General features: G+C 62.8%; 18 protein-coding genes. 11 read left to right on the top strand and 7 right to left on the bottom strand.

Annotation, left to right across the window (positions count from 1 at the left end; all coding sequences use genetic code 11):
* Positions 1-65: 65 nt before the first annotated feature.
* Together NA637_RS01980 and NA637_RS01975 are read left to right on the top strand one after the other, a co-directional pair.
* Positions 66-1,376, top strand: coding sequence for an NAD(P)/FAD-dependent oxidoreductase (locus NA637_RS01980; protein WP_256070830.1), 1,311 nt, complete (start codon positions 66-68; stop codon positions 1,374-1,376).
* Positions 1,377-1,436: 60 nt separating this feature from the next.
* Complete coding sequence (locus tag NA637_RS01975) at positions 1,437-2,987, top strand: phospholipase D family protein (protein WP_256070754.1); 1,551 nt, start codon at positions 1,437-1,439, stop codon at positions 2,985-2,987.
* Between the two features lie 245 nt (positions 2,988-3,232).
* On the opposite strand, the gene NA637_RS25610 is transcribed toward NA637_RS01975, so the two are convergent.
* The 3 genes from NA637_RS25610 to NA637_RS01960 form a co-directional block, all read right to left on the bottom strand.
* Positions 3,233-3,457: a hypothetical protein gene (locus NA637_RS25610; protein ID WP_423836696.1), complete on the bottom strand. Its 225-nt coding sequence runs from the start codon at positions 3,455-3,457 to the stop codon at positions 3,233-3,235.
* 26 nt (positions 3,458-3,483) lie between these two features.
* Positions 3,484-5,052: a methyl-accepting chemotaxis protein gene (locus NA637_RS01965; protein WP_256070753.1), complete on the bottom strand. Its 1,569-nt coding sequence runs from the start codon at positions 5,050-5,052 to the stop codon at positions 3,484-3,486.
* A gap of 207 nt (positions 5,053-5,259) precedes the next feature.
* Positions 5,260-6,777, bottom strand: coding sequence for a 3-hydroxyacyl-CoA dehydrogenase (locus NA637_RS01960; protein ID WP_256070752.1), 1,518 nt, complete (start codon positions 6,775-6,777; stop codon positions 5,260-5,262).
* Between the two features lie 140 nt (positions 6,778-6,917).
* Between NA637_RS01960 and NA637_RS01955 the strand changes: the two genes are divergently transcribed.
* Positions 6,918-7,313, top strand: coding sequence for a hypothetical protein (locus NA637_RS01955; protein WP_256070751.1), 396 nt, complete (start codon positions 6,918-6,920; stop codon positions 7,311-7,313).
* A gap of 11 nt (positions 7,314-7,324) precedes the next feature.
* Here the strand turns inward: NA637_RS01955 and radC are convergent, their stop codons facing one another.
* Complete coding sequence (gene radC / locus NA637_RS01950; protein ID WP_256070750.1) at positions 7,325-7,999, bottom strand: RadC family protein; 675 nt, start codon at positions 7,997-7,999, stop codon at positions 7,325-7,327.
* 121 nt (positions 8,000-8,120) lie between these two features.
* On the opposite strand from radC, the gene coaBC reads away from it, so the two are divergent.
* The 4 genes from coaBC (at position 8,121) to argB (ending at position 13,341) form a co-directional block, all read left to right on the top strand.
* Positions 8,121-9,329 (top strand): bifunctional phosphopantothenoylcysteine decarboxylase/phosphopantothenate--cysteine ligase CoaBC, encoded by a 1,209-nt coding sequence (gene coaBC / locus NA637_RS01945; RefSeq protein WP_256070749.1) that lies wholly within the window; start codon positions 8,121-8,123, stop codon positions 9,327-9,329.
* Positions 9,330-9,331: 2 nt separating this feature from the next.
* Entirely contained in the window at positions 9,332-9,787 is a 456-nt protein-coding gene (gene dut, locus NA637_RS01940; RefSeq protein WP_256070747.1) for a dUTP diphosphatase, read from the top strand.
* Between the two features lie 1,232 nt (positions 9,788-11,019).
* Positions 11,020-12,411, top strand: a complete 1,392-nt coding sequence (algC, locus tag NA637_RS01935; protein ID WP_256070829.1) for a phosphomannomutase/phosphoglucomutase — start codon at positions 11,020-11,022, stop codon at positions 12,409-12,411.
* Positions 12,412-12,426: 15 nt separating this feature from the next.
* Entirely contained in the window at positions 12,427-13,341 is a 915-nt protein-coding gene (argB, locus tag NA637_RS01930) for an acetylglutamate kinase (RefSeq protein WP_256070746.1), read from the top strand.
* Between the two features lie 65 nt (positions 13,342-13,406).
* Here the strand turns inward: argB and NA637_RS01925 are convergent, their stop codons facing one another.
* Both NA637_RS01925 and pyrE read right to left on the bottom strand, forming a co-directional pair.
* Complete coding sequence (locus NA637_RS01925; protein ID WP_256070744.1) at positions 13,407-13,991, bottom strand: DUF4124 domain-containing protein; 585 nt, start codon at positions 13,989-13,991, stop codon at positions 13,407-13,409.
* A gap of 398 nt (positions 13,992-14,389) precedes the next feature.
* On the bottom strand, positions 14,390-15,031 hold the full coding sequence (pyrE, locus tag NA637_RS01920) for an orotate phosphoribosyltransferase (RefSeq protein ID WP_256070743.1): 642 nt from the start codon (positions 15,029-15,031) through the stop codon (positions 14,390-14,392).
* 86 nt (positions 15,032-15,117) lie between these two features.
* On the opposite strand from pyrE, the gene NA637_RS01915 reads away from it, so the two are divergent.
* From NA637_RS01915 to aguA, 4 genes are all read left to right on the top strand, one after another.
* Positions 15,118-15,897, top strand: a complete 780-nt coding sequence (locus NA637_RS01915; RefSeq protein WP_256070741.1) for an exodeoxyribonuclease III — start codon at positions 15,118-15,120, stop codon at positions 15,895-15,897.
* Between the two features lie 138 nt (positions 15,898-16,035).
* Positions 16,036-16,686, top strand: a complete 651-nt coding sequence (locus tag NA637_RS01910) for a TetR/AcrR family transcriptional regulator (RefSeq protein ID WP_256070740.1) — start codon at positions 16,036-16,038, stop codon at positions 16,684-16,686.
* Positions 16,687-16,821: 135 nt separating this feature from the next.
* Positions 16,822-17,700: an N-carbamoylputrescine amidase gene (gene aguB / locus NA637_RS01905; RefSeq protein WP_256070739.1), complete on the top strand. Its 879-nt coding sequence runs from the start codon at positions 16,822-16,824 to the stop codon at positions 17,698-17,700.
* Positions 17,701-17,844: 144 nt separating this feature from the next.
* Positions 17,845-18,960, top strand: coding sequence for an agmatine deiminase (aguA, locus tag NA637_RS01900; RefSeq protein WP_256070738.1), 1,116 nt, complete (start codon positions 17,845-17,847; stop codon positions 18,958-18,960).
* A 70-nt stretch (positions 18,961-19,030) separates the two neighbouring features.
* On the opposite strand, the gene NA637_RS01895 is transcribed toward aguA, so the two are convergent.
* Entirely contained in the window at positions 19,031-20,029 is a 999-nt protein-coding gene (locus NA637_RS01895) for a GGDEF domain-containing protein (RefSeq protein ID WP_256070737.1), read from the bottom strand.
* Between the last annotated feature and the right edge of the window lie 31 nt (positions 20,030-20,060).

Here is a 20,060-nt window from a genome sequence, read left to right as displayed (position 1 = left end):
GCTACTTGAAGCTGGAAGCTGGAAGCTTGAAGCTGTTGCCCATGCAAACCGTCCAAGGCTCGACCATGACCACCGCGCCATCAGCTGCTCGCGCGCAGCACCACGCGCCGTCCTACTATGCGGCCACCACCAATCGCACCCTTGATCTCACGCACTTGCAAGGCGAGCTGGAGGCGGACGTCTGCATCGTCGGGGGCGGCTTCAGCGGTCTCAACACGGCGATCGAACTGGCCGAGCGCGGCCTGTCCGTAGTGCTGCTGGAAGCCCACCTGATCGGTTGGGGTGCGAGCGGGCGCAACGGCGGACAGCTGATCCGTGGAGTGGGGCATGACGTCGAGCAGTTTCAGCCGGTGCTGGGTGACGAGGGCGTGGACAGCCTCAAACGTATGGGTTTCGAAGCGGTGGACATCGTGCGCGAGCGCATCGAGCGCTACGCCATCGATTGCGACCTGACCTGGGGCTACTGCGATCTGGCAACGAAACAACGGCACGTCGAAGGCTTCGAAGCGGACTACGCCGATCTCCAGCGTCTGGGCTATCCGCATCCATTGAGGCTCCTGCCAAGAAACGCGATGGGCGAAGTCATCGGTTCCGATCGCTATGTGGGCGGTCTGATCGACTGGGGCTCGGGCCATCTTCACCCACTCAACCTGGCGTTGGGCGAAGCAGCCGCAGCCCTATCCCTAGGCGTGCGGCTGTACCAGCGATCCGCTGTCGAACGGATCGATTACGGTCAGCAGGTTCGGGTTCACACGGCGCAGGGCAGCGTGCGCGCCCGTCAGCTCGTGCTGGCCGGCAATGCCTACCTGGGTTCCCTGAACAAATCACTGGCGGGCAAGGTGCTACCGGCCGGCAGTTACATCATTGCCACCGAGCCGCTTCCCGAAGGCGTCAGACAGCAATTGCTGCCGCAGAACATGGCGGTCTGCGATCAGCGGGTAGCGCTGGACTACTTCCGCCTGTCGGCCGATGGCCGGCTGCTGTTTGGCGGCGCCTGCCACTATTCCGGGCGCGACCCGAAGGACATCGCCGCCTACATGCAACCGAAGATGCTGGAAGTGTTCCCCCAGCTACGCAACACCCGAATCGATTACCAATGGGGCGGCATGATTGGCATTGGCGCCAACCGGCTGCCACAAATCGGGCGACTGCCAGACCAGCCCAACGTCTATTACGCCCAGGCCTATGCCGGGCACGGCCTGAACGCTACGCACCTGGCTGGGCGCCTGCTCGGCGAAGCCATCAGTGGGCAGCTCGAGGGACGCTTCGACCTGTTCTCCCGCGTGCCACACCCGACCTTCCCTGGCGGTCAGCGTCTGCGCTCACCGCTGCTGGCCCTGGGCATGCTCTGGCACCGGCTTAAAGACCAGCTCTGAATTTCGCCGTTGCGCTGGCGTCCAAACCGTCGAGGAACATAACAATAGACAGGAGTGACCTTGCGCCTGCACCTGCTCCTTGTGGCAGTGCTCTTTCTGGTTGGCTGTGTCGACCAGATTACACCCACCCCAACGTCCTACGCGCTGCCCAACCGGAACTCGGCGCTGACCCAGCAAGTCGAGGCGCTGGCGGCACAGCAGCCTGCGGGCAGCTCCGGGTTTCGCCTGCTGTCCGACAGTGCCGAAGCCTTTTCGGCGCGCATGCAGATGATTCGCCAGGCCAGGACGAGCCTCGACGTGCAGTACTACATCGTCCACGATGGCTTGAGTACCCGCGCGCTCATAGAAGAGGTGGTGCGTGCCGCTGACCGCGGCGTCAGGGTACGGCTGCTGCTTGATGACACCACGAGTGACGGTAGCGACTACCAGATCGCCACGCTGGCGGCGCACCCGAACATCCTGATCCGCGTCTTCAACCCCCTGCATAGCGGCCGCAGCACTGTAATTACCCGTTCGCTCGGGCGGTTGCTCAACCTATCCCAACAACACCGCCGCATGCACAACAAGCTGATGCTGGCTGACAGCAGCCTGGCCATCGTCGGCGGGCGCAACCTGGGCGATGAATACTTCGATGCCGATCAGAGTTTCAACTTCACCGACATCGATCTGCTCGCCGCCGGCCCGGTCGCCGGGCAATTGGCGGTCAGCTTCGACCAGTACTGGAACCACACGCTGAGCGTGCCGATCCAGCAGTTTCTGCGCCATCCGCCCAGCAGGGACGCGCTTGAACTGGCGCGTCGCGAGATCACCCGACATCTGCAGGCCGAACGGCAAAAGGACGAGCGCCGCTATCAGCAGTTGATGGGCGGGCTGCAGGAGCCTTCTCCGCACGACTGGCTGACCGACCTGATCTGGGCGCCTGGCGAAGCGCTTTGGGATCACCCCGACAAGATCGAAGCGCCCGGCATCCCCAATGACAGTCTGCTGCTGTCCACCCAGCTGCAGCCGAGCATGGACGGCGTGCGGCGATCTCTGACGCTGATCTCCGCTTACTTCGTGCCAACCGAACAAGGTGTTGAATACCTCGCCGGACAGGCCAGAAACGGCGTTGCGGTACAGATTTTGACCAATTCTCTGGAGGCCACCGACGTGCCCGCCGTGCATGGCGGCTATGTGCCCTATCGGGCCGATCTGCTGAAAGCGGGAGTGCGGTTGTTCGAGTTGCGTCGGCAACCGGACCAGGAGACCCGCTTCAGCATCAGTGGCGATTCCGAATCCAGCCTGCACAGCAAGGCAGCGGTGTTCGACCAGGAGCGGGTCTTTCTCGGCTCGCTGAACTTCGACCCTCGCTCAGTCCTGTGGAACACCGAAGTCGGCATCCTTGTCGACAGTCCGACATTGGCTCGCCAGGTGCACACACTCTCGCAAGAGGGCACATCGCCCGCCGTCAGCTATGAAGTGCGACTGATCGAGCGCAACGGCGAGCGACGGCTGATCTGGATCGCTGAGAATGACGGGCGGCGAACGGTATTGCTGCACGAACCGGGCGGTGCTTGGCGACGGTTCAATGCCTGGTTCAGCCGGGTGATTGGGCTCGAGCGGATGCTCTGAGCGGCTTCAACGCGCGCAAGGGGGTTCGTGCCACTTCGGCCAATCTTGCCGTGCAAACGGGCCGCCCATCCAAGATGGGCCAGCAAGGCGCCAACGTTCGCACCGAGCGGCCAAGGTGGAATACTCGCTGTGCAGTACCTCAACCTCGCCCATGTAGGCTCATTCGAAACCGCCCCGCGAACAACCGGAGCAGCGTCGAGATCAAGGCGACCAGCGCAACCGGACTCAGCCATAGCCCGAACACCTCAAACACCTGGACGCGACAGCAGCGCTGCGACAGCCAGCACGATCATCGGAATGCCGATGAAATGGCTGAGCAGATTGCGCGGTCCCGGTGATGGCCGCGTATTGGCCGAGGTGATCGGCCAGTGTTTGCATCGGGACGAGCTCCGAATAGCCTGGCTGGCAAGCTTAGCCAGCTCGGCAAGGTGCCACGCGGTGTCGAGTGATGGTTGAGCGCCAAAGGTCATGGCGCTTGCGCCAATCCGCGGCTCAGCTAGGGCTCCGGACGGTAGCCCAATCGCAGGCCACCCCAGTGACGGCCGTTGACCATGATCGGCACCGACAGGTCATGCATCAGCTCGCCGGTATCGCGGCTGTAGGTCTGCAACAGCACCTTGCGTTCGTGGCTGCCACAGCGCGCGCCGGTGCGGTCATTGAACAAACGCTTGCTGCGGCTGTTGACCTTGTCGATCTCCGGGTCGCCGACCGGGGGCTGGCTGAAGGCACGGTTGTGGGTCGGTACGTAGCCGTCCGGCGTAGTCGCGATGGCATAGATCAACGCATCGTTGCGCGCGAGCAGGGGTTCCTGGATCGCCGGCAGCACCTCGTCGGCGTAACGGTCGAAACGGGTGTTATAGCGGATCGGATCAGTCCCCGGCTGCGCCCGGTAATCGCGATCAAACAGATCGTCGACACTCAGGCGCCCGGCTTGCACGTCCGCCTCGAAACGCGCTCCGATGGCAGCCGCCGCTTCGCGCGCGAGATCGTAAACATCCTGGTGGTAGGCATCGAGTTGTACCTCGGCGAGCTGTTCGCTGACGGTTTCCGCCTGGCCTACCAGCTTGTCTGCGGCCTGCTCCAATTGGCGGGTCTGGGTCTCGCTCTCCAGAGCGTCTCCACGCAACTGCTCTACCGCGACGAACAACTGCGCGAGTCGCTCGTGATTGCTCGCCGTGCCGGCAGCGATTTGCGCCACCTGGGTTTCGACATTGCCAGCCAACTCGGCAATTCCACTGAGCTGAGCTCCCGTCCCGGCGATCTGTGCGGCGGCTTCGTCCAGCTCGCTGGCCTGCTTCTGGATATGGCTGACCACCGCGCCACTTTGCTCACGGATATCGCTAACCATCCGACCCACCTCTCCGGTAGCACTGCTGGTGCGACCGGCCAGGTTTCGCACCTCATCAGCCACCACGGCAAAGCCACGCCCGGCCTCACCGGCGCGCGCCGCCTCGATCGCCGCGTTGAGTGCGAGCAGGTTGGTCTGGCTGGCAATGGACTGAATCACATCGGTGATCTGGCGGATTTCTTCGGTGCGCGCCGAGAGTCCGTCGAGCAGTTCGCGGCTGGCCTGGGTCTGTGCGCTGAGCTGCTGCATGCGTTCGATGGCGTGTTGCAGTTCGACACGCCCACTATCACTGCTACGCCGCACGGCTTCGGCCGCTTCCAACGCCTGCCGTGCTCGGGCAGCGCTGTCCTGTTCGGTCGCCGTCATCGCCTCGGCGCCATTGGCGATCTCGCTGACCGCAACCAGCTGTGACTGCAACCGTGCCGCCAGTTGCTCCGCGCTGAACGACACCTGAGCAGCCGACAGGGCGTTATGACAGGTATGCCGGGAGAGGCTCTTGCTCAGCGCAGCGGAACTCGGCTCGCCGGCGTCCGCTGCAACCGGGATGCCCGTCTCGCTGCGCCAGGGGCCGAACCAGGGCCACAGGGCAAACAACAAGATGGTGATAGAGGTCAGATAGAACGGCAATTCCATCCAGCCCTGGAACAACAGCAGCCCCAGCAGGGCCGCCGCGTGAAACAGACAGGCCTTGGGGTGAAGGCGAAAGGTAGGGCGCATCGGTGGCCTCTTGTTTTCATCCGGTAAAAAAGCGTTGTACCACCTCTGCCAGCAAAGAACATTATTCCTTGGTGGCACATGGCCTTGCCTGGCTGGCAACGATTACACAACCGTTGTCAGCCAGCACGGCCGAGTTACCGGGTTAACGGCTGGATGCGGCCAACCTTGAGCAGCCTCGAACCTGAACGCAGGTCAGGCCTGCGCTTTTTAGCGAGCCTGATCCGGAGCCGTCAGCGGCAGACCGAGCTGTACCCGGCGGCGTAGCCAAGGGCTCGGACGATAGCGTGGTTCGTGACCATAGCAGCGCTGCATGCCCTCCAGGATAGTCAGGATTCGGGCCGGGTTGTAATGCGCGGCGAACCCCAGCGGTCCCGTTGGATAGCCAAGGGCCGCCATCACCGCGCGGTCGAGCGTCTCTGGAGAAGCGATGCCCTTCTGGGCGATCTCACAGCCAAGGTTGACGATGCTGGCCACGATGCGCTGGCTGACGAACCCCGGCGAGTCGTTGATCACCTCGACCGGCACGCCGTCGGCGCCCAACGCCTGGCGTGCCTGAGCCTCCAATGCCGGGTCGAGCGCAGGTTGACGCATCAGCACGCGGCGTTTTTCAAGGTCACTGAAGAGGTCCAGCGCCATGGTACGCACGCCGGGCAGCGCCAGGCGCTCGATACAGCTACTCGCATCTTCTCCCAGCGGCGTGATCAGACAGATCGCCTGGGCCGAAGGCTCGGCCCCCTCTTCGAGGATCGCCCCGGCCTGCTGCAATACCGATCCGATGTAGCTGCGCAGGTCGGGTTCGATACTGTCGAGCCAGAACGGCTGATCGATGCCTACCGGCTCGAAGCGGGGCTCAGGCGTGCGGATCTGCTGGCCGTCTTCGTAGCGATAGAAGCCCTGGCCGGTTTTGCGACCGAGCAATCCGGCCGCCACCCGCTGCGCGGCGAGGTAAGACGGTGTGTAGCGCGGGTCATAGTAGAACTGGTCATGCAGCGACTCCATCACCGCGTGGGAAATATCCAACCCGGTCAGATCGAACAATTCGAACGGGCCCATTCGAAACCCGGGGCCGTCCCGCAAAATACGGTCGATCTGTTCCGGCGTGGCGATGCCCTCGCTAAGGATGCGCAGCGCCTCGGTGCCATAGGCACGACCGGCGTGATTGACCAGGAATCCGGGAGTATCCGGCGTAATCGCAGGGAAATGCCCGGCATGCTCGGCCAGTTGCACCAGCCGCTCAATGACCCTCGGGTCGGTGCGCTCGCCGCGCACCACTTCGACAAGTTTCATCAGCGTCACGGGATTGAAGAAGTGATACCCAGCCACCCGCTCGGGCCGCTCGCAGGCACTGGCAATGCGGGTCACGGACAACGAGGAGGTATTGGTCGCCAGGACGGCGTCGGCCGCAACCAGACCTTCAAGCTCGACAAACAGGCTCTGCTTGGCTTCCAGGTTTTCAACGATGGCTTCGATCAGCAGATCGCAGCCGGACAGCTCGGCCAGCTGATGGGCTGGCTGCATGCGCTGCAGAATCGCCGGCAGCTCATCGGCGGCCAACCGGCCCTTGGCCACACTGCGCTCAAGTAGCTCACGGTTGAACTGCAGGGCTTGATCGATGGTGTCGGGCCGAGCGTCATATAACCAGACCTGCTGGCCGGCGCTGGCAAATAGCTGCGCGATGCCGCGCCCCATGGCGCCGGCGCCGATAATGCCGATACGGGAAAACATGGGAACCTCCTGTGTGGATGGCGTAGCGATGCTAAATGTTGACCCACTGATATTCCGCAGTGCGGAACCCTGTTCCATCGATGTGAGCCCGAGCCTAAAGACTGCCAGACTCCTTGGCAAGCCATCCGTGATCGAGCGCCATGTCCGCTTGCGACTATTCGCCCGCCCAACGCCAGCACGCCCGCGCCTGCGCTACCGGTTTCTTTCCAGACATCGGCTGCGCGTTGCTCGCCTACGGTCCGCCGCACGCCACGCTCGCCCTGACCCTGCTGCCGCGCCATCTGAACAATGTTAGCACCATGCACGGCGGCGTCATGGCGACCTTGAGGGTTGTTGCGATGGGCCCTGCCGGCCGCCCTGACCTGGCTATCCGCCACCCAGGCCGCGATGCTGATGGTGCCGACCGCCGTGATCGTGACCCTGCTCTGGCAGCGGACCACGCCCAGCGGTCACCCTGGCGCATCGCTGTCGGCTGGAATGGCCGTTTCGTCCTCAGCGTATTGTTTCCACTGCTGCTGATGCCCCTGCTGGCATGAGCAACCTTGGCTCACATCCAGCCGTATTCAGCCATCGACAATGGTTCGCCATCCCCGACGATGAAATGATCGAGCACCCGCACATCGATCAGCGCCAGTGCATCGCTGAGCTTGCGGGTCAGCTGGCGGTCTGCCTGACTCGGCTCGGCGACACCGGATGGATGGTTGTGGGTCAGGATGACGGCTGCGGCATTCTGCGCCAGTGCGCGCTTGACCACCTGGCGAGGGTAGACGCTGGCTCCGTCGATGGTGCCGTGGAACAGCACCTCGAACGCCAACACCCGGTGTTTGGAGTCAAGGAAGAGGCAGGCAAAGAGTTCGTGCGGCTCGTGCCGCAGACGCGCCTTGAGATAGTCACGCACTGCCTGCGGGCTTTCCAGCGCCGAATCACGACGGATGCGCTCTGCCAGATGCCGTCTTGCCATTTCCAACACGGCCTGCAGTTGCGCGAACTTGGCCGGCCCTAGCCCCAGGTGTGCGCTGAATTGTTCGCGGTCGCTTTCCAGCAGCGCACGCAGGCTGCCGAACTCGTTGAGCAGGTGTCGCGCCAGATCCACCGCGCTTTTCCCGGCCACGCCGGTGCGCAAGAAAATCGCCAGCAGCTCCGCATCGGACAGCGCCGATGCGCCCTGCTCCAACAGCTTTTCCCGCGGCCGTTCCGCCGCTGGCCAGTCACGAATGCTCATGCCACCTCCATGTCGAGCGTGCCCCTCGTCCTCTGAGGGCGCTGTGCTATCTTAGCGGCCTTTTATCCATGGCAACCGGTTTTCATCGGAACCAGTTCTCACCCTGTAACAAGGCAGGCCTATGCAGCGGCTTTATCGTAAACGCATCGTCCTGGGCGTCGGCGGCGGCATCGCCGCTTACAAGAGCGCGGAGCTGGTGCGCCGGCTACGCGATCAGGGCGCCGAAGTGCGCGTCGTGATGACCAGCGGCGGCCGTGAATTCATCACGCCGTTAACCCTCCAGGCCCTGTCCGGCCATCCGGTTCACCTCGACCTGCTGGACCCTGCGGCAGAAGCCGCGATGGGCCATATCGAGCTGGCACGCTGGGCCGACTTGGTACTGGTCGCGCCAGCTACGGCCGATTTGATGGCACGCCTGGCCCAGGGCGTCGCCAACGACCTGTTGACCACGCTCGTACTGGCGACCAACGCACCGGTTGCCCTGGCTCCAGCCATGAATCAGGCCATGTGGGCAGATCCTGCCACCCAAGCCAACCGCGCGCTACTGGAGCAACGAGGGATCCGCCTGTTCGGCCCGGCTTCCGGTAGCCAGGCCTGCGGCGATGTGGGTCTTGGCCGTATGCTCGAAGCGGATGACCTGGCTCAGGCCGCTGCCGACTGTTTCGAACGCAGCCTGCTAACCGGAAAGCACCTGTTGATCACCGCGGGGCCGACCCAGGAAAACATCGATCCGGTGCGGTACATCACCAACCACAGTTCCGGGAAGATGGGATTTGCCCTTGCCGAAGCCGCCGCCGAGGCCGGTGCGCGCGTGACCCTGGTCGCCGGGCCGGTGTTCCTGCCTACGCCCGACCGCCTTCAGCGCATCGACGTGGTCAGCGCCCGCGACATGCTCGCTGCGTGTGAAGCAGCGATGCCTTGCGACCTGTTCATTGCTGCCGCGGCGGTTGCCGACTATCGCCCGGAAGTCGTAGCGCCGCATAAACTGAAGAAAGACCCCGCCAAGGGCGACGGCCTGTTGCTGCAGATGGTTCGCAACCCCGACATCCTCGCCACGCTGGCCGGACGGCCGGATCGGCCGTTCAGCGTCGGCTTCGCCGCCGAAACCGAGAACCTGCTGGAATACGCGACGCGCAAACTGCGTGACAAGAACCTCGACCTGATCGTGGCCAATGACGTGGCCAACCCCAGCATCGGTTTCAACAGCGAAGAAAATGCCGTCACGGTGATCGACCGACAGCAGCACGAAACCCGTTTCAGCCAGGCCAGCAAGGGGCACATTGCCCGCCAGCTGATCGCCTTCATCGCCGACCGCTTTCATCAGGCCTGACCATGCACAAGCTACAAGCAAAAATTCTCGACCCCCGTCTTGGCTCGGATTTCCCGCTGCCCGCGTACGCCACCAGCGGCTCCGCCGGGTTCGACCTGCGCGCCATGCTGCACACCGATACGACGCTGGAACCGGGACAGACCCTGTTGATCCCCACCGGCCTGTCCATCCATATCGCCGACCCGAACCTGGCGGCGCTAGTCCTGCCGCGCTCTGGCTTGGGGCACAAGCACGGCATCGTGCTGGGCAACCTGGTCGGGCTGATCGATTCGGATTATCAGGGCGAGCTGATGGTGTCCTGCTGGAACCGCGGCCAGACCCGCTTCAACATCGCCATAGGGGAGCGCATCGCCCAGCTGATGCTGGTCCCGGTGATCCAAGCGCAGTTCGAACTGGTGAACGAGTTCGACAGCAGTGAGCGTGGCGCCGGCGGCTTCGGCCATTCTGGCAGGCACTGAGCATTTCTGATCCTTTTCAGGACGAACCGGGGAGCTCCATGAAACTCTTCAAGCGCACCGCCAAGGACGACGGCGCTCTCAACCCCGCCGATACCGCCCCCTCCCGCCCCCGCCGTAGCGTCGGCCTGAAAACACTCGGCCCCGGATTGATCCCCGGGCTGCTGGGGCTTTTGGTCGCTGCTGCGCTGCTCTGGACCGCCCAGCAGAGCAGTCGACAGCAGCAAGCCAGCGCACTCGCCCAGGCCTGGGGCCAGAGCCAGGCTTCGGCGATCAATCAGGCGCTCCGCCAACTGGCCGAAGACACGCGCGCCGCCGCCAGCGATCCGCAACTGCTTGAAGCACTGCGTAGCGAGCGGCCGCAGCAGATACGTGCGGTCGAACGTGCGCTCGGCTACCGGGACGGCGTCATCGATGCGCACCTCAGCCTGCGTGGCCAGGCACGAACGGACGCCAACCGGCCCGGACCGCTGAATTTTTCCGCACTGGATATGCTGCAGCGCGCCGAGAACGGGCAAACGCCTGCAACCGAAGCGTTCAAGGTCGGCGACCGCTGGTTGCTCTACAGCGCGGCGCCGTTGCGCCCGAGTCCCGAGCAGCCGATTCAGGGCACCTTGCTGTTGGTAACCAGCCTGGAGCGCTTCCTGGCCCCCCTGCCGCAGCTGCCGCGCCAGGCCGGTCAATTGCGACTGGTGCAACAATTCAGCGGCGCGCCGGCACAGTTGCTGGCCCAGCGTGGCGGAGCGGGGCTGGACGCGGCCGCAATAGAACTGCCAAGCAACAACCCGAACTGGCAGATCAGTTTCTTGCCTGCATCGGCGCTTGGCACTGCGGGCCACTCGCCAATACCGATACTGGGGGCGGCCCTGGCGGCCCTCTGCGGGCTGCTGCTCGGCCTGCAGGCAGTGCTCGGCGCACAGCAAAGGAGGCTCCGTGAAGACGTCTTGAATCTGGGCCAGATGGTTCAGGAACTCTGCAACGGCAAGACCATCAAAACACCGACCTTGAGCCTGCCGGCGCTCGACGCACTGGCCAAGAGTCTGGCTCGACTGCCGCTCCGCACCGCCGGGATGGCAGCGACCCAAACCCCGACTGCAGAGCAGCCCGCGGTTCGGCAAGCCCCATCTACCGACTATGTCGACCTTCTTTTCCAGGACACCGACATTCTCGACATCGACATTCTCGACGAGGACCAGGATTGGCTTGGCCTCGATAGCAAGGAGCGAAAAACCGCAATGAGCGCCCCTAAAGCCCCGCAACTGCCCGCGAGCATCTTCCGCGCCTATGACATCCGCGGCGTTGTCGGCGACAGCCTGACCACCGAAACCGCTTACTGGATAGGCCGAGCAGTAGGCTCCGAAAGCCTGGCCCAAGGTGAGCCGAACGTGTCGGTCGGCCGCGATGGCCGACTGTCCGGACCTGAACTGGTCCAGCATCTGATCCAGGGATTGGTGGACAGCGGTTGCAGCGTCAGCGACGTCGGCATGGTGCCGACCCCGGTGCTCTACTACGCCGCCAACGTCCTGGCAGGCACATCCGGGGTGATGCTCACCGGCAGCCACAACCCGCCGGACTACAACGGTTTCAAGATCGTGATCGCGGGCGACACCCTCGCCAACGAGCAGATCCAGGCGCTACGCCAGCGCATCGAAACCGGCAATCTCAGCGAAGGCGTTGGCCAAGCGGAGCAGGTCGACGTGCTGGAGAGTTACTTCAAGCGCATCCGTGACGATATCGCCGTGGCCAGGCCGATGAAGGTGGTGGTGGACTGCGGCAACGGCGTCGCTGGCGTGATCGCGCCGCAACTGATCGAAGCACTGGGCTGCCAGGTCATACCGTTGTTCTGCGAGGTTGATGGGAACTTCCCCAACCATCACCCCGACCCGGGCAAGCTGGAAAATCTCGAGGATCTGATTGCCAAGGTCAAATCCGAAAATGCCGACCTGGGCCTGGCGTTCGACGGCGACGGCGACCGCGTCGGGGTGGTGACCAATGCGGGAACAGTGGTCTATCCAGACCGTCTGCTCATGCTGTTCGCGAAGGACGTAGTTTCGCGCAACCCGGGCGCCGACATCATTTTCGACGTCAAATGTACCCGACGCCTGACGCCGTTGATCAGTGGCTACGGTGGCCGTCCGGTGATGTGGAAGACCGGCCATTCACTGATCAAGAAAAAAATGAAAGAGACCGGGGCGCTGCTCGCAGGCGAGATGAGTGGCCACATCTTTTTCAAGGAGCGCTGGTACGGCTTCGACGACGGCATCTACAGCGCCGTGCGCCTGCTGGAAATTCTCAGCCAGGACAAGCGCAACGCGGAACAGGTCTTCTCGGCTTTCCCTAACGACATCTCGACACCCGAAATCAATATTCAGGTCACCGAGGAAAGCAAGTTCACCATCATCGAGTCGCTGCATCGCGACGCCCATTGGGGCGTCGCCAACATCACCACCCTCGATGGTGTGCGGGTCGATTACCCGAAAGGCTGGGGCCTGGTACGCGCCTCGAATACCACACCGGTGCTGGTGCTGCGTTTCGAGGCCGAAACCGAGGAAGAGCTCATGCGCATACAGGAAGTATTCCGCGCGCAGCTTTATACTGTCGCGCCTGATCTCACCCTGCCGTTCTGACTTGCGGAGCCCTGCATGACCCTCAGCCGTGAAGCTGCCACCCAATTCGCCCAGGTCCTGTCCGAGGCACTGCCCTATATCCGCCGGTTCGTCGGCAAGACGCTGGTCATCAAATACGGCGGTAATGCGATGGAAAGCGAGGAGCTGAAAACCGGCTTCGCGCGCGACATCGTGCTGATGAAGGCAGTGGGCATCAATCCGGTGGTGGTCCACGGTGGCGGCCCGCAGATTGGCGATCTGCTCAAGCGCCTGAACATCGAAAGCCGATTCATCGATGGCATGCGGGTCACCGACAGCCAGACAATGGACGTGGTGGAAATGGTCCTGGGCGGCCAGGTCAACAAAAGCATCGTGAGCCTGATCAACCAGCACGGCGGCGCGGCCATTGGCCTGACCGGCAAAGACGCCAGTCTGATCCGTGCGAAAAAGCTCAAGGCCACACGCCAGACGCCAGAGATGACATCCCCTGAAATCATCGACATCGGCCAGGTTGGCGAGGTCACCGGCGTCAACACCGAGCTGCTGGAAATGCTCGTTCGCGGCAACTTCATTCCGGTCATCGCGCCAATCGGCGTAGGCCCGGACGGCGAGTCCTTCAACATCAATGCCGACCTGGTCGCTGGCAAGGTCGCCGAGGCGCTGAAGTCGGAAAAGTTGATGCTGCTGACCAACATCGCCGGCCTCATGGACAAGCAGGGCCAGGTACTGACCGGGCTGACCACCTCACAGGTCAACGAACTGATTGCCGATGGCACCATCTACGGCGGCATGCTGCCGAAGATCCGCTGCGCCCTCGAAGCCGTCCAGGGCGGCGTGCACAGCGCGCATATCATTGACGGTCGTGTGCCGAATGCCGTGTTGCTGGAAATCTTTACCGACATCGGCGTCGGCACCCTGATCACCAATCGCAAAACGTCGGTTCCTCACTGATACGGTCATGAAAAAGCCCGGCCTCTTTTATGAGAGCCGGGCTTTTTTTCGCCTTGTTCAAAGCGCTATTCGGACTGACCAAGCAACTCGGCCACTCGCTCACGCTCTCGGCCATAGCTGACTTCGGCCTGCTTGCGGGTCTGCCTGTAGCGCTCGACGTCCCGTTTCAGGCTGGCCTGCTCCTGGACCAGATTGTCGATCTGTACCAGCAGCTGCTCAGGCACCTCCCGTCCGGCGCGCTCATGGCTTGCCGCCTGACTCTGAAGGTTCGCCTGCTGTGTCCGCAACGATTGCAGGTTGCCGCGAGTGATACCGATGAGACTGTCGAGCTCTGACAGCCTGCGTGCCTTGGCGCGTTCGACATCAGCAACACTGGCATACAGTCGCAGCAGTTGAGCATCGCTCTCAGCTCGGGCCTTGGCTTCCAGCAGAAGTTGGCGCTCTTGGGCAGTTGGCGCAGGCGGCACTACTTGCGTCACACGGCCCTGGTCGTTGAGGACCTCATAACCGCGGCCAATGAATTGCGGCGGCACACCGTGCCGATCGAGAACCACTACACCCTGGTCATCGACATAGCGATACAGCTCAGCTTGCGCTACCGTCGCGCCCTGTAAACCCAACAGCAACAGCAGGCTGCTCCCTATTCGCATACTTCAGCCTCTTCCGTATTCGGTGCTTGCGGCACTGCCCATCGAAATGCCTGATCGTTCTTGCCGAAGGGGCTTCAGCTTATACAAACCCCATCACAGTTGTGCAGCAACAAGCACACCAACTGCGCGAATGAGCCGCGTGACATGACGGAATCAAGCGACACGCCGCGACTCGCAAGGATTTAGATTGGCAGTGCCCGAGCGAAACAACCCGGATCGCGGCGTTCAGAAGAACCGCACGGCTGCCGGCAGCAGCAGGCCGCCGACGCCCCACCTAACGCTGAAACCGTCACAATTCGTCAGTTGCTGACGAAACGCACAACAGCTGGTGCAGCCATAATCAGCGGTGAATTATCCCGAGAGCTGCACCGGCGACGACTCGCCAGGCCAGCATGGTCTCAGATGCCATACTGATCCCGGTAGGCCTCGACCGCGGGCAAGTGGCGCTTGAGCTGCTCATCCTGGCCAAGGAACGCCACTACCTGAGCCAGGGAAACGATACTCACCACGGGCATGCCGTAGTCCTGTTCCACTTCTTGAATGGCGGACAGCTGCCCCTGACCCCGCTCCTGCCTGTTCAGCGCAATCAGCACACCGGCAGCTTGCGCGCCCTGTGCCCGGATGATCTGCATGACTTCGCGGATCGCAGTGCCGGCAGTGATCACGTCATCGACAATCAGCACGCGACCGCCGAGCGGCGCACCGACCAAGGTACCGCCTTCGCCATGGTCCTTCGCTTCCTTGCGGTTGAAGCACCAGGGCAGGTCACGCTGATGGTGTTCGGCCAGCGCGATCGCCGTCGCAGCAGCGAGCGGAATGCCCTTGTAGGCGGGCCCGAAGATCACGTCGAAATCGATGCCGCTATCGGCCACGGCGGCCGCGTAAAAGCGACCCAGTTGAGCCAGCGCCGAACCGGTATTGAACAACCCGGCGTTGAAGAAATAGGGGCTGGTGCGCCCGGACTTCAGAGTGAACTCACCGAAGCGCAAAACCCCGCGCTCGATGGCGAAGCGAATGAACTCGCGCTGGTACGCCTGCATGAAGGATATATTCCCGGAAGACACTGACTTGGCTAATTGCGGAGAGCTTGGGTTATCATACACGCACGTGTTTTCAGGGGCCATTTATGCGGATCATCAGCGTCAACGTGAATGGCATTCAAGCGGCGGCGCAGCGGGGTTTGCTCAGCTGGCTGCAGGCGCAGAATGCCGATGCCATCTGCCTGCAGGATACGCGCGCCTCAGTAGCAGAACTGGACGATCCGGCCTACCAGCTAGACGGCTACTTTCTCTACAGTGTTGATGCCGAACTACCCGAACAAGGCGGTGTTGCCCTGTACTCCAGGCTGCAGCCAAAGGCTGTCATCATGGGCCTTGGCTTCGAAACCGCCGACCGCTACGGCCGTTATCTTCAAGCCGATTTCGACAAGGTCAGCATCGCCACGCTGCTGCTGCCAAGCGGTCGCGGCGGGGACGAAGACCTGAACCAGAAATTCAAGTTCATGGACGATTTCGCCCATTACCTCGACAAGCAGCGCCGCAAGCGTCGCGAGTACATCTACTGCGGCTCGCTGTACGTGGCTCATCAGAAACTGGACGTCAAGAACTGGCGCGATTGCCAGCAGGCGACCGGCTTTCTGGCCCCGGAGCGCGCTTGGCTCGATGAGATCTTCGGCAACATGGGTTACATCGATGCCCTGCGCGAAGTCACCCGCGAGGGCGATTTGTACAGCTGGTGGCCCGATACCGAACAGGCCCAGATGCTCAATCTGGGCTGGCGATTCGACTATCAGATCCTCACGTCCGGCATGCGCCGCTTTGTCCGCAACGCGCGCCTGCCACGCCAGCCGCGCTTCTCCCAGCACGCCCCTCTGGTCGTGGATTACGACTGGACGCTGAGCCTCTAACAACCCAGAAGAACACGCCCAATACGGGTGCGTTCTTGCTGCGTTAACCTGGCTTGGCGAGCCACCTGTGCATCGTGCCAGCCGACGAAGCGAAACTGACGATTGCTTCATACCCTGTCATGGTTTCCAATGCCGGCCATGACCAAGCCCGATGATCCCAAGCCTGTCCCCGGACGGCGAGCACGCGCCAGCAGCCAGGCGCGCATCGCCGAGATTCTTGCCGCCGCACGCGAACTGCTGGCCGGACAGGGGGTGGCCGGCCTTTCAATCTACAGCGTGGCGGAACACGCCGGGATTCCCCCTTCCTCCGTCTATCACTTTTTCGCCAGCGTGCCGGCACTGCTCAATGCCTTGACCGCTGAGGTGCATGCCGCCTTCCGGGCAAGCCTCGCCGAGCCGGTGGATCACCAACGCCTGGGCTGTTGGCGCGACCTGTCCCGGCTGGTCGAACAGCGCATGCTGGCCATCTATCGGCACGACGCAGCCGCCCGGCAGCTGATTCTCGCGCAGCACGGGCTAAGCGAAGTGACCCAAGCCGACCACCAGCACGACATCGAACTCGCCGGGTTGATGCAGGTCCTTTTTGAAAGGCATTTCGAACTCCCGAGATTGCCCGGTGATGTCGATGTGTTTGCCTTGGCACTGGAGCTGGGCGACCGGGTCTACGCGCGCTCGGTGCATCTGCACGGCAGCATCACGCCGCGCATGGCAGAGGAAGGGATGCGGGTGTTCGATGCCTATCTGGCCCTTTATCTGCCACCCTATCTGCCAAAGCGCACCCTGACCTAGCCGATAGATATCGGTTTTTACTCCAAGCAACAACGGCAGAAGCTGACCGAATTCGCTTTCAATCCCGATAATTATCGACTAAATTGCGCGGCGCTCCACAAGGCTGCCCTTACGCCAGCATCCGCGAGGTTTTCCATGTCCCGTATCGTTTCCGTCGCCGCCACCCAGATGGCCTGCTCCTGGGACCGCCAGGCGAACATTGCCAATGCCGAGAAGCTGGTCCGCGAGGCAGCCGCCAAGGGCGCACACGTCATCCTCATTCAGGAGCTGTTCGAGACCCCGTATTTCTGCCAGAAGCCGAACCCGGAATATCTGCAACTGGCCACTTCGGTGGAAGACAACCCGGCCATCCAGCATTTCCAGAAGGTCGCCGCCGAGCTGCAGGTGGTCCTGCCGGTGAGCTTCTTCGAGCTGTCGGGGCGGGCGCGCTTCAACTCGATCGCCATCATCGATGCTGACGGCAAGCTGCTCGGCGTCTACCGCAAGAGTCATATCCCGGACGGCCCCGGCTACCACGAGAAGTATTACTTCAACCCGGGCGATACCGGTTTCAAGGTCTGGAACACCCGCTACGCCAGGATCGGCGTGGCCATCTGCTGGGACCAGTGGTTCCCCGAAACCGCGCGCAGCATGGCGCTGATGGGTGCCGAACTGCTGCTCTACCCGACCGCTATCGGCAGCGAGCCGCACGATGCAAGCATCACCTCGCGCGACCACTGGCAGCGCGTACAACAGGGCCATGCCGGTGCCAACCTGATGCCGCTGATCGCCAGCAACCGCATCGGCCGCGAGGAGCAGGACGGCTACGACATCACCTTCTACGGCTCCTCGTTCATTGCCGACCAGTTCGGCGCCAAGGTCGAGGAAATGGACGAAACCAGCGAAGGCGTGCTGGTGCACCAGTTCGATCTCGATCAGCTCGAACACATCCGCAGCGCCTGGGGCGTGTTCCGCGATCGCCGGCCGGACCTGTACAGCCCGATCAAGACGCTGGACGGTTCGCTGGCGTCCTGAGCCTGGCGGCTGATCGGTAAAGGTTCCAGTTGCGCGACTCGTTGCGGCTGAATGCCCTGCGCCGTGGTCAGATCTATCGCCTCCAATGAACGGCCATTCACATCCGGCCACACAGACTGCCGCCCTTCAGCTTCAGGTAGACCGATGACCACTCTGACCACCACACCGCGTGCCGACGATTTCCACATGCCTGCCGAGTGGGCGCCGCACAGCCAGACCTGGATGGTCTGGCCGCAGCGCCCGGACAACTGGCGCGACCAGGGCACACCGGCGCAAGCGGCCTTTACCGCGGTGGCCAAGGCCATCGCGCGTTTCGAGCCCGTCACCGTCTGCGCCACTGCCGCGCAGTACGTGGCCGCGCGGGAGCAGCTGGACGACCCGCGCATCCGGCTGGTGGAGATGAGCACGGACGACGCCTGGGTGCGCGACACCGGGCCGACCTTTCTGATCAATGGCAAAGGTGGGCTGCGCGGCGTCGACTGGACCTTCAACGCCTGGGGCGGCCTCGACGGCGGGCTGTACAGCGAATGGCAGCGCGACGATGAGGTGGCGCAGAAGATCCTCGAGATCGAGCGCTGCGATCGCTACCGCACCGAAGGCTTTGTGCTGGAAGGGGGCTCGATCCACGTCGATGGTGAAGGCACGCTGATCACCACCGAGGAATGCCTGCTCAATCGCAACCGCAACCCGCACCTGTCACGCGAAGACATCGCAGCGGTGCTGGCCGACTCTCTGGCGATCGACAAGGTCATCTGGCTGCCGCACGGCCTGTGCAACGATGAAACCGACGGACACGTGGATAACGTCTGCTGCTTCGTCCGTCCAGGCGAGGTGCTACTGGCCTGGACGGACGACCGCGACAACCCCAACTACGAACGCTGCCAAGCCGCGATGCAGGTGCTGGAGGCGGCGACGGACGCCTGGGATCGTCAGCTGATCGTGCACAAGATGCCGATACCGGGGCCCCTGCATGCCACCGAAGAGGAGTGTGCCGGCGTAGTCCCGCTGCTTGGCAGCCAGCCGCGCGATCCGTCGATTCGCCTGGCCGGCAGCTATGTGAACTTCCTGATCGTCAATGGCGCAATCATCGCGCCCTCCTTTGACGATCCGCTGGACGCCGAAGCCGAAGCGATCCTGACCCGACTGTTCCCGCAGCATCAGGTGGTCATGGTGCCCGGCCGCGAAATCCTGCTGGGCGGCGGCAACATTCACTGCATCACCCAGCAACAGCCGATCGCGACGTTGACGCATAAAGGCTGAGGTCCGGGGGAAACAAAAAAACCGCGGCGTAGCCGAGGGCTGGCAGCGGTTTTTTGTGTCACGACTGGCCTCAGGCGACGATCACCTGATTCTTGCCCAGACGCTTGGCGGTATACATGGCGGCATCGGCACGGGCGAACATCGCGCTGAGGTCCGGATCGCTGGCAGTCAGACAGGTCACGCCCAGGCTGATGGTGACGCCAAAGCGCTGTCCGTCCGGGCTGGTGAACACCAGCCGCTGGATCTCGCGCTGCAGGCGCTCGGCGATCTGCTTGGCCAGATCGGGTTGGCAACCTGGCAGTAGCAAGGCGAATTCCTCGCCGCCGATTCGGCCGAACAGATCACCACGGCGCAGTACCGACGATCCGCACTGAGCCACGCGCTGCAGCACCTGATCGCCCATCTGGTGCCCGTGGGTATCGTTGATGCGCTTGAAATCATCGATGTCCAGCAGCTGGAAGGCCATCGGCGTGGCATATTGCCGAGCGAGATCGAACTCGCGCTGGGCACATTCGAAAAAGTAACGCCGGTTGCTGCTCTGGGTCAGGACGTCGATCGTGGCCAGACGCTGCAGCTCGCCCTCGAGCTGCTTCTTTTCGGTGATGTCTTCTGCGATCCCGACGATGATCGGCCCGTGCAGGCTGTCCGCACTGCGCGCAATGAAGCATTTGTCGCTGAGCCAGCGCAGCTGCCCATCCGTGCGGATGATGCGGTACTCACGCTCTTCCACTGCGCCTTTTTCGAGCACATCGAGCATGCTCTGCTGGGCGTACTCCAGATCGTCCGGGTAGATGCTGTTGCGCCACTCGCCGAAGTCAGAGAGCAGCAAGGCGGCGGAGCGGCCGAAAATCTGCTCGTAGGCCGGGCTGACGTAGATCATCTGCTGGGCCTGCCAATCGAACGCCCAGAGCACCGCATTGACCGCGCCCATCAGGGTGCTGAACACATGCTCGCGCTCACTCAGGCGCTCGACTTCGGCACGCGCATGCATCAATGCCAATAGGGTTTGCGCCTCGGTCGGCGGAAGAATCCCGACACCCGTTTCGCTTCGCTGCTTCACCAGATTCATACCTGCTTCCATAACATCGCGTCAGGCACCG

The organism is Stutzerimonas stutzeri (assembly GCF_024448935.1).
GTDB lineage: Bacteria > Pseudomonadota > Gammaproteobacteria > Pseudomonadales > Pseudomonadaceae > Stutzerimonas > Stutzerimonas stutzeri_AO.
The sequence above is the reverse complement of the archived record's forward strand: the minus strand, read 5'-3'. Positions and strand labels throughout refer to the sequence as shown.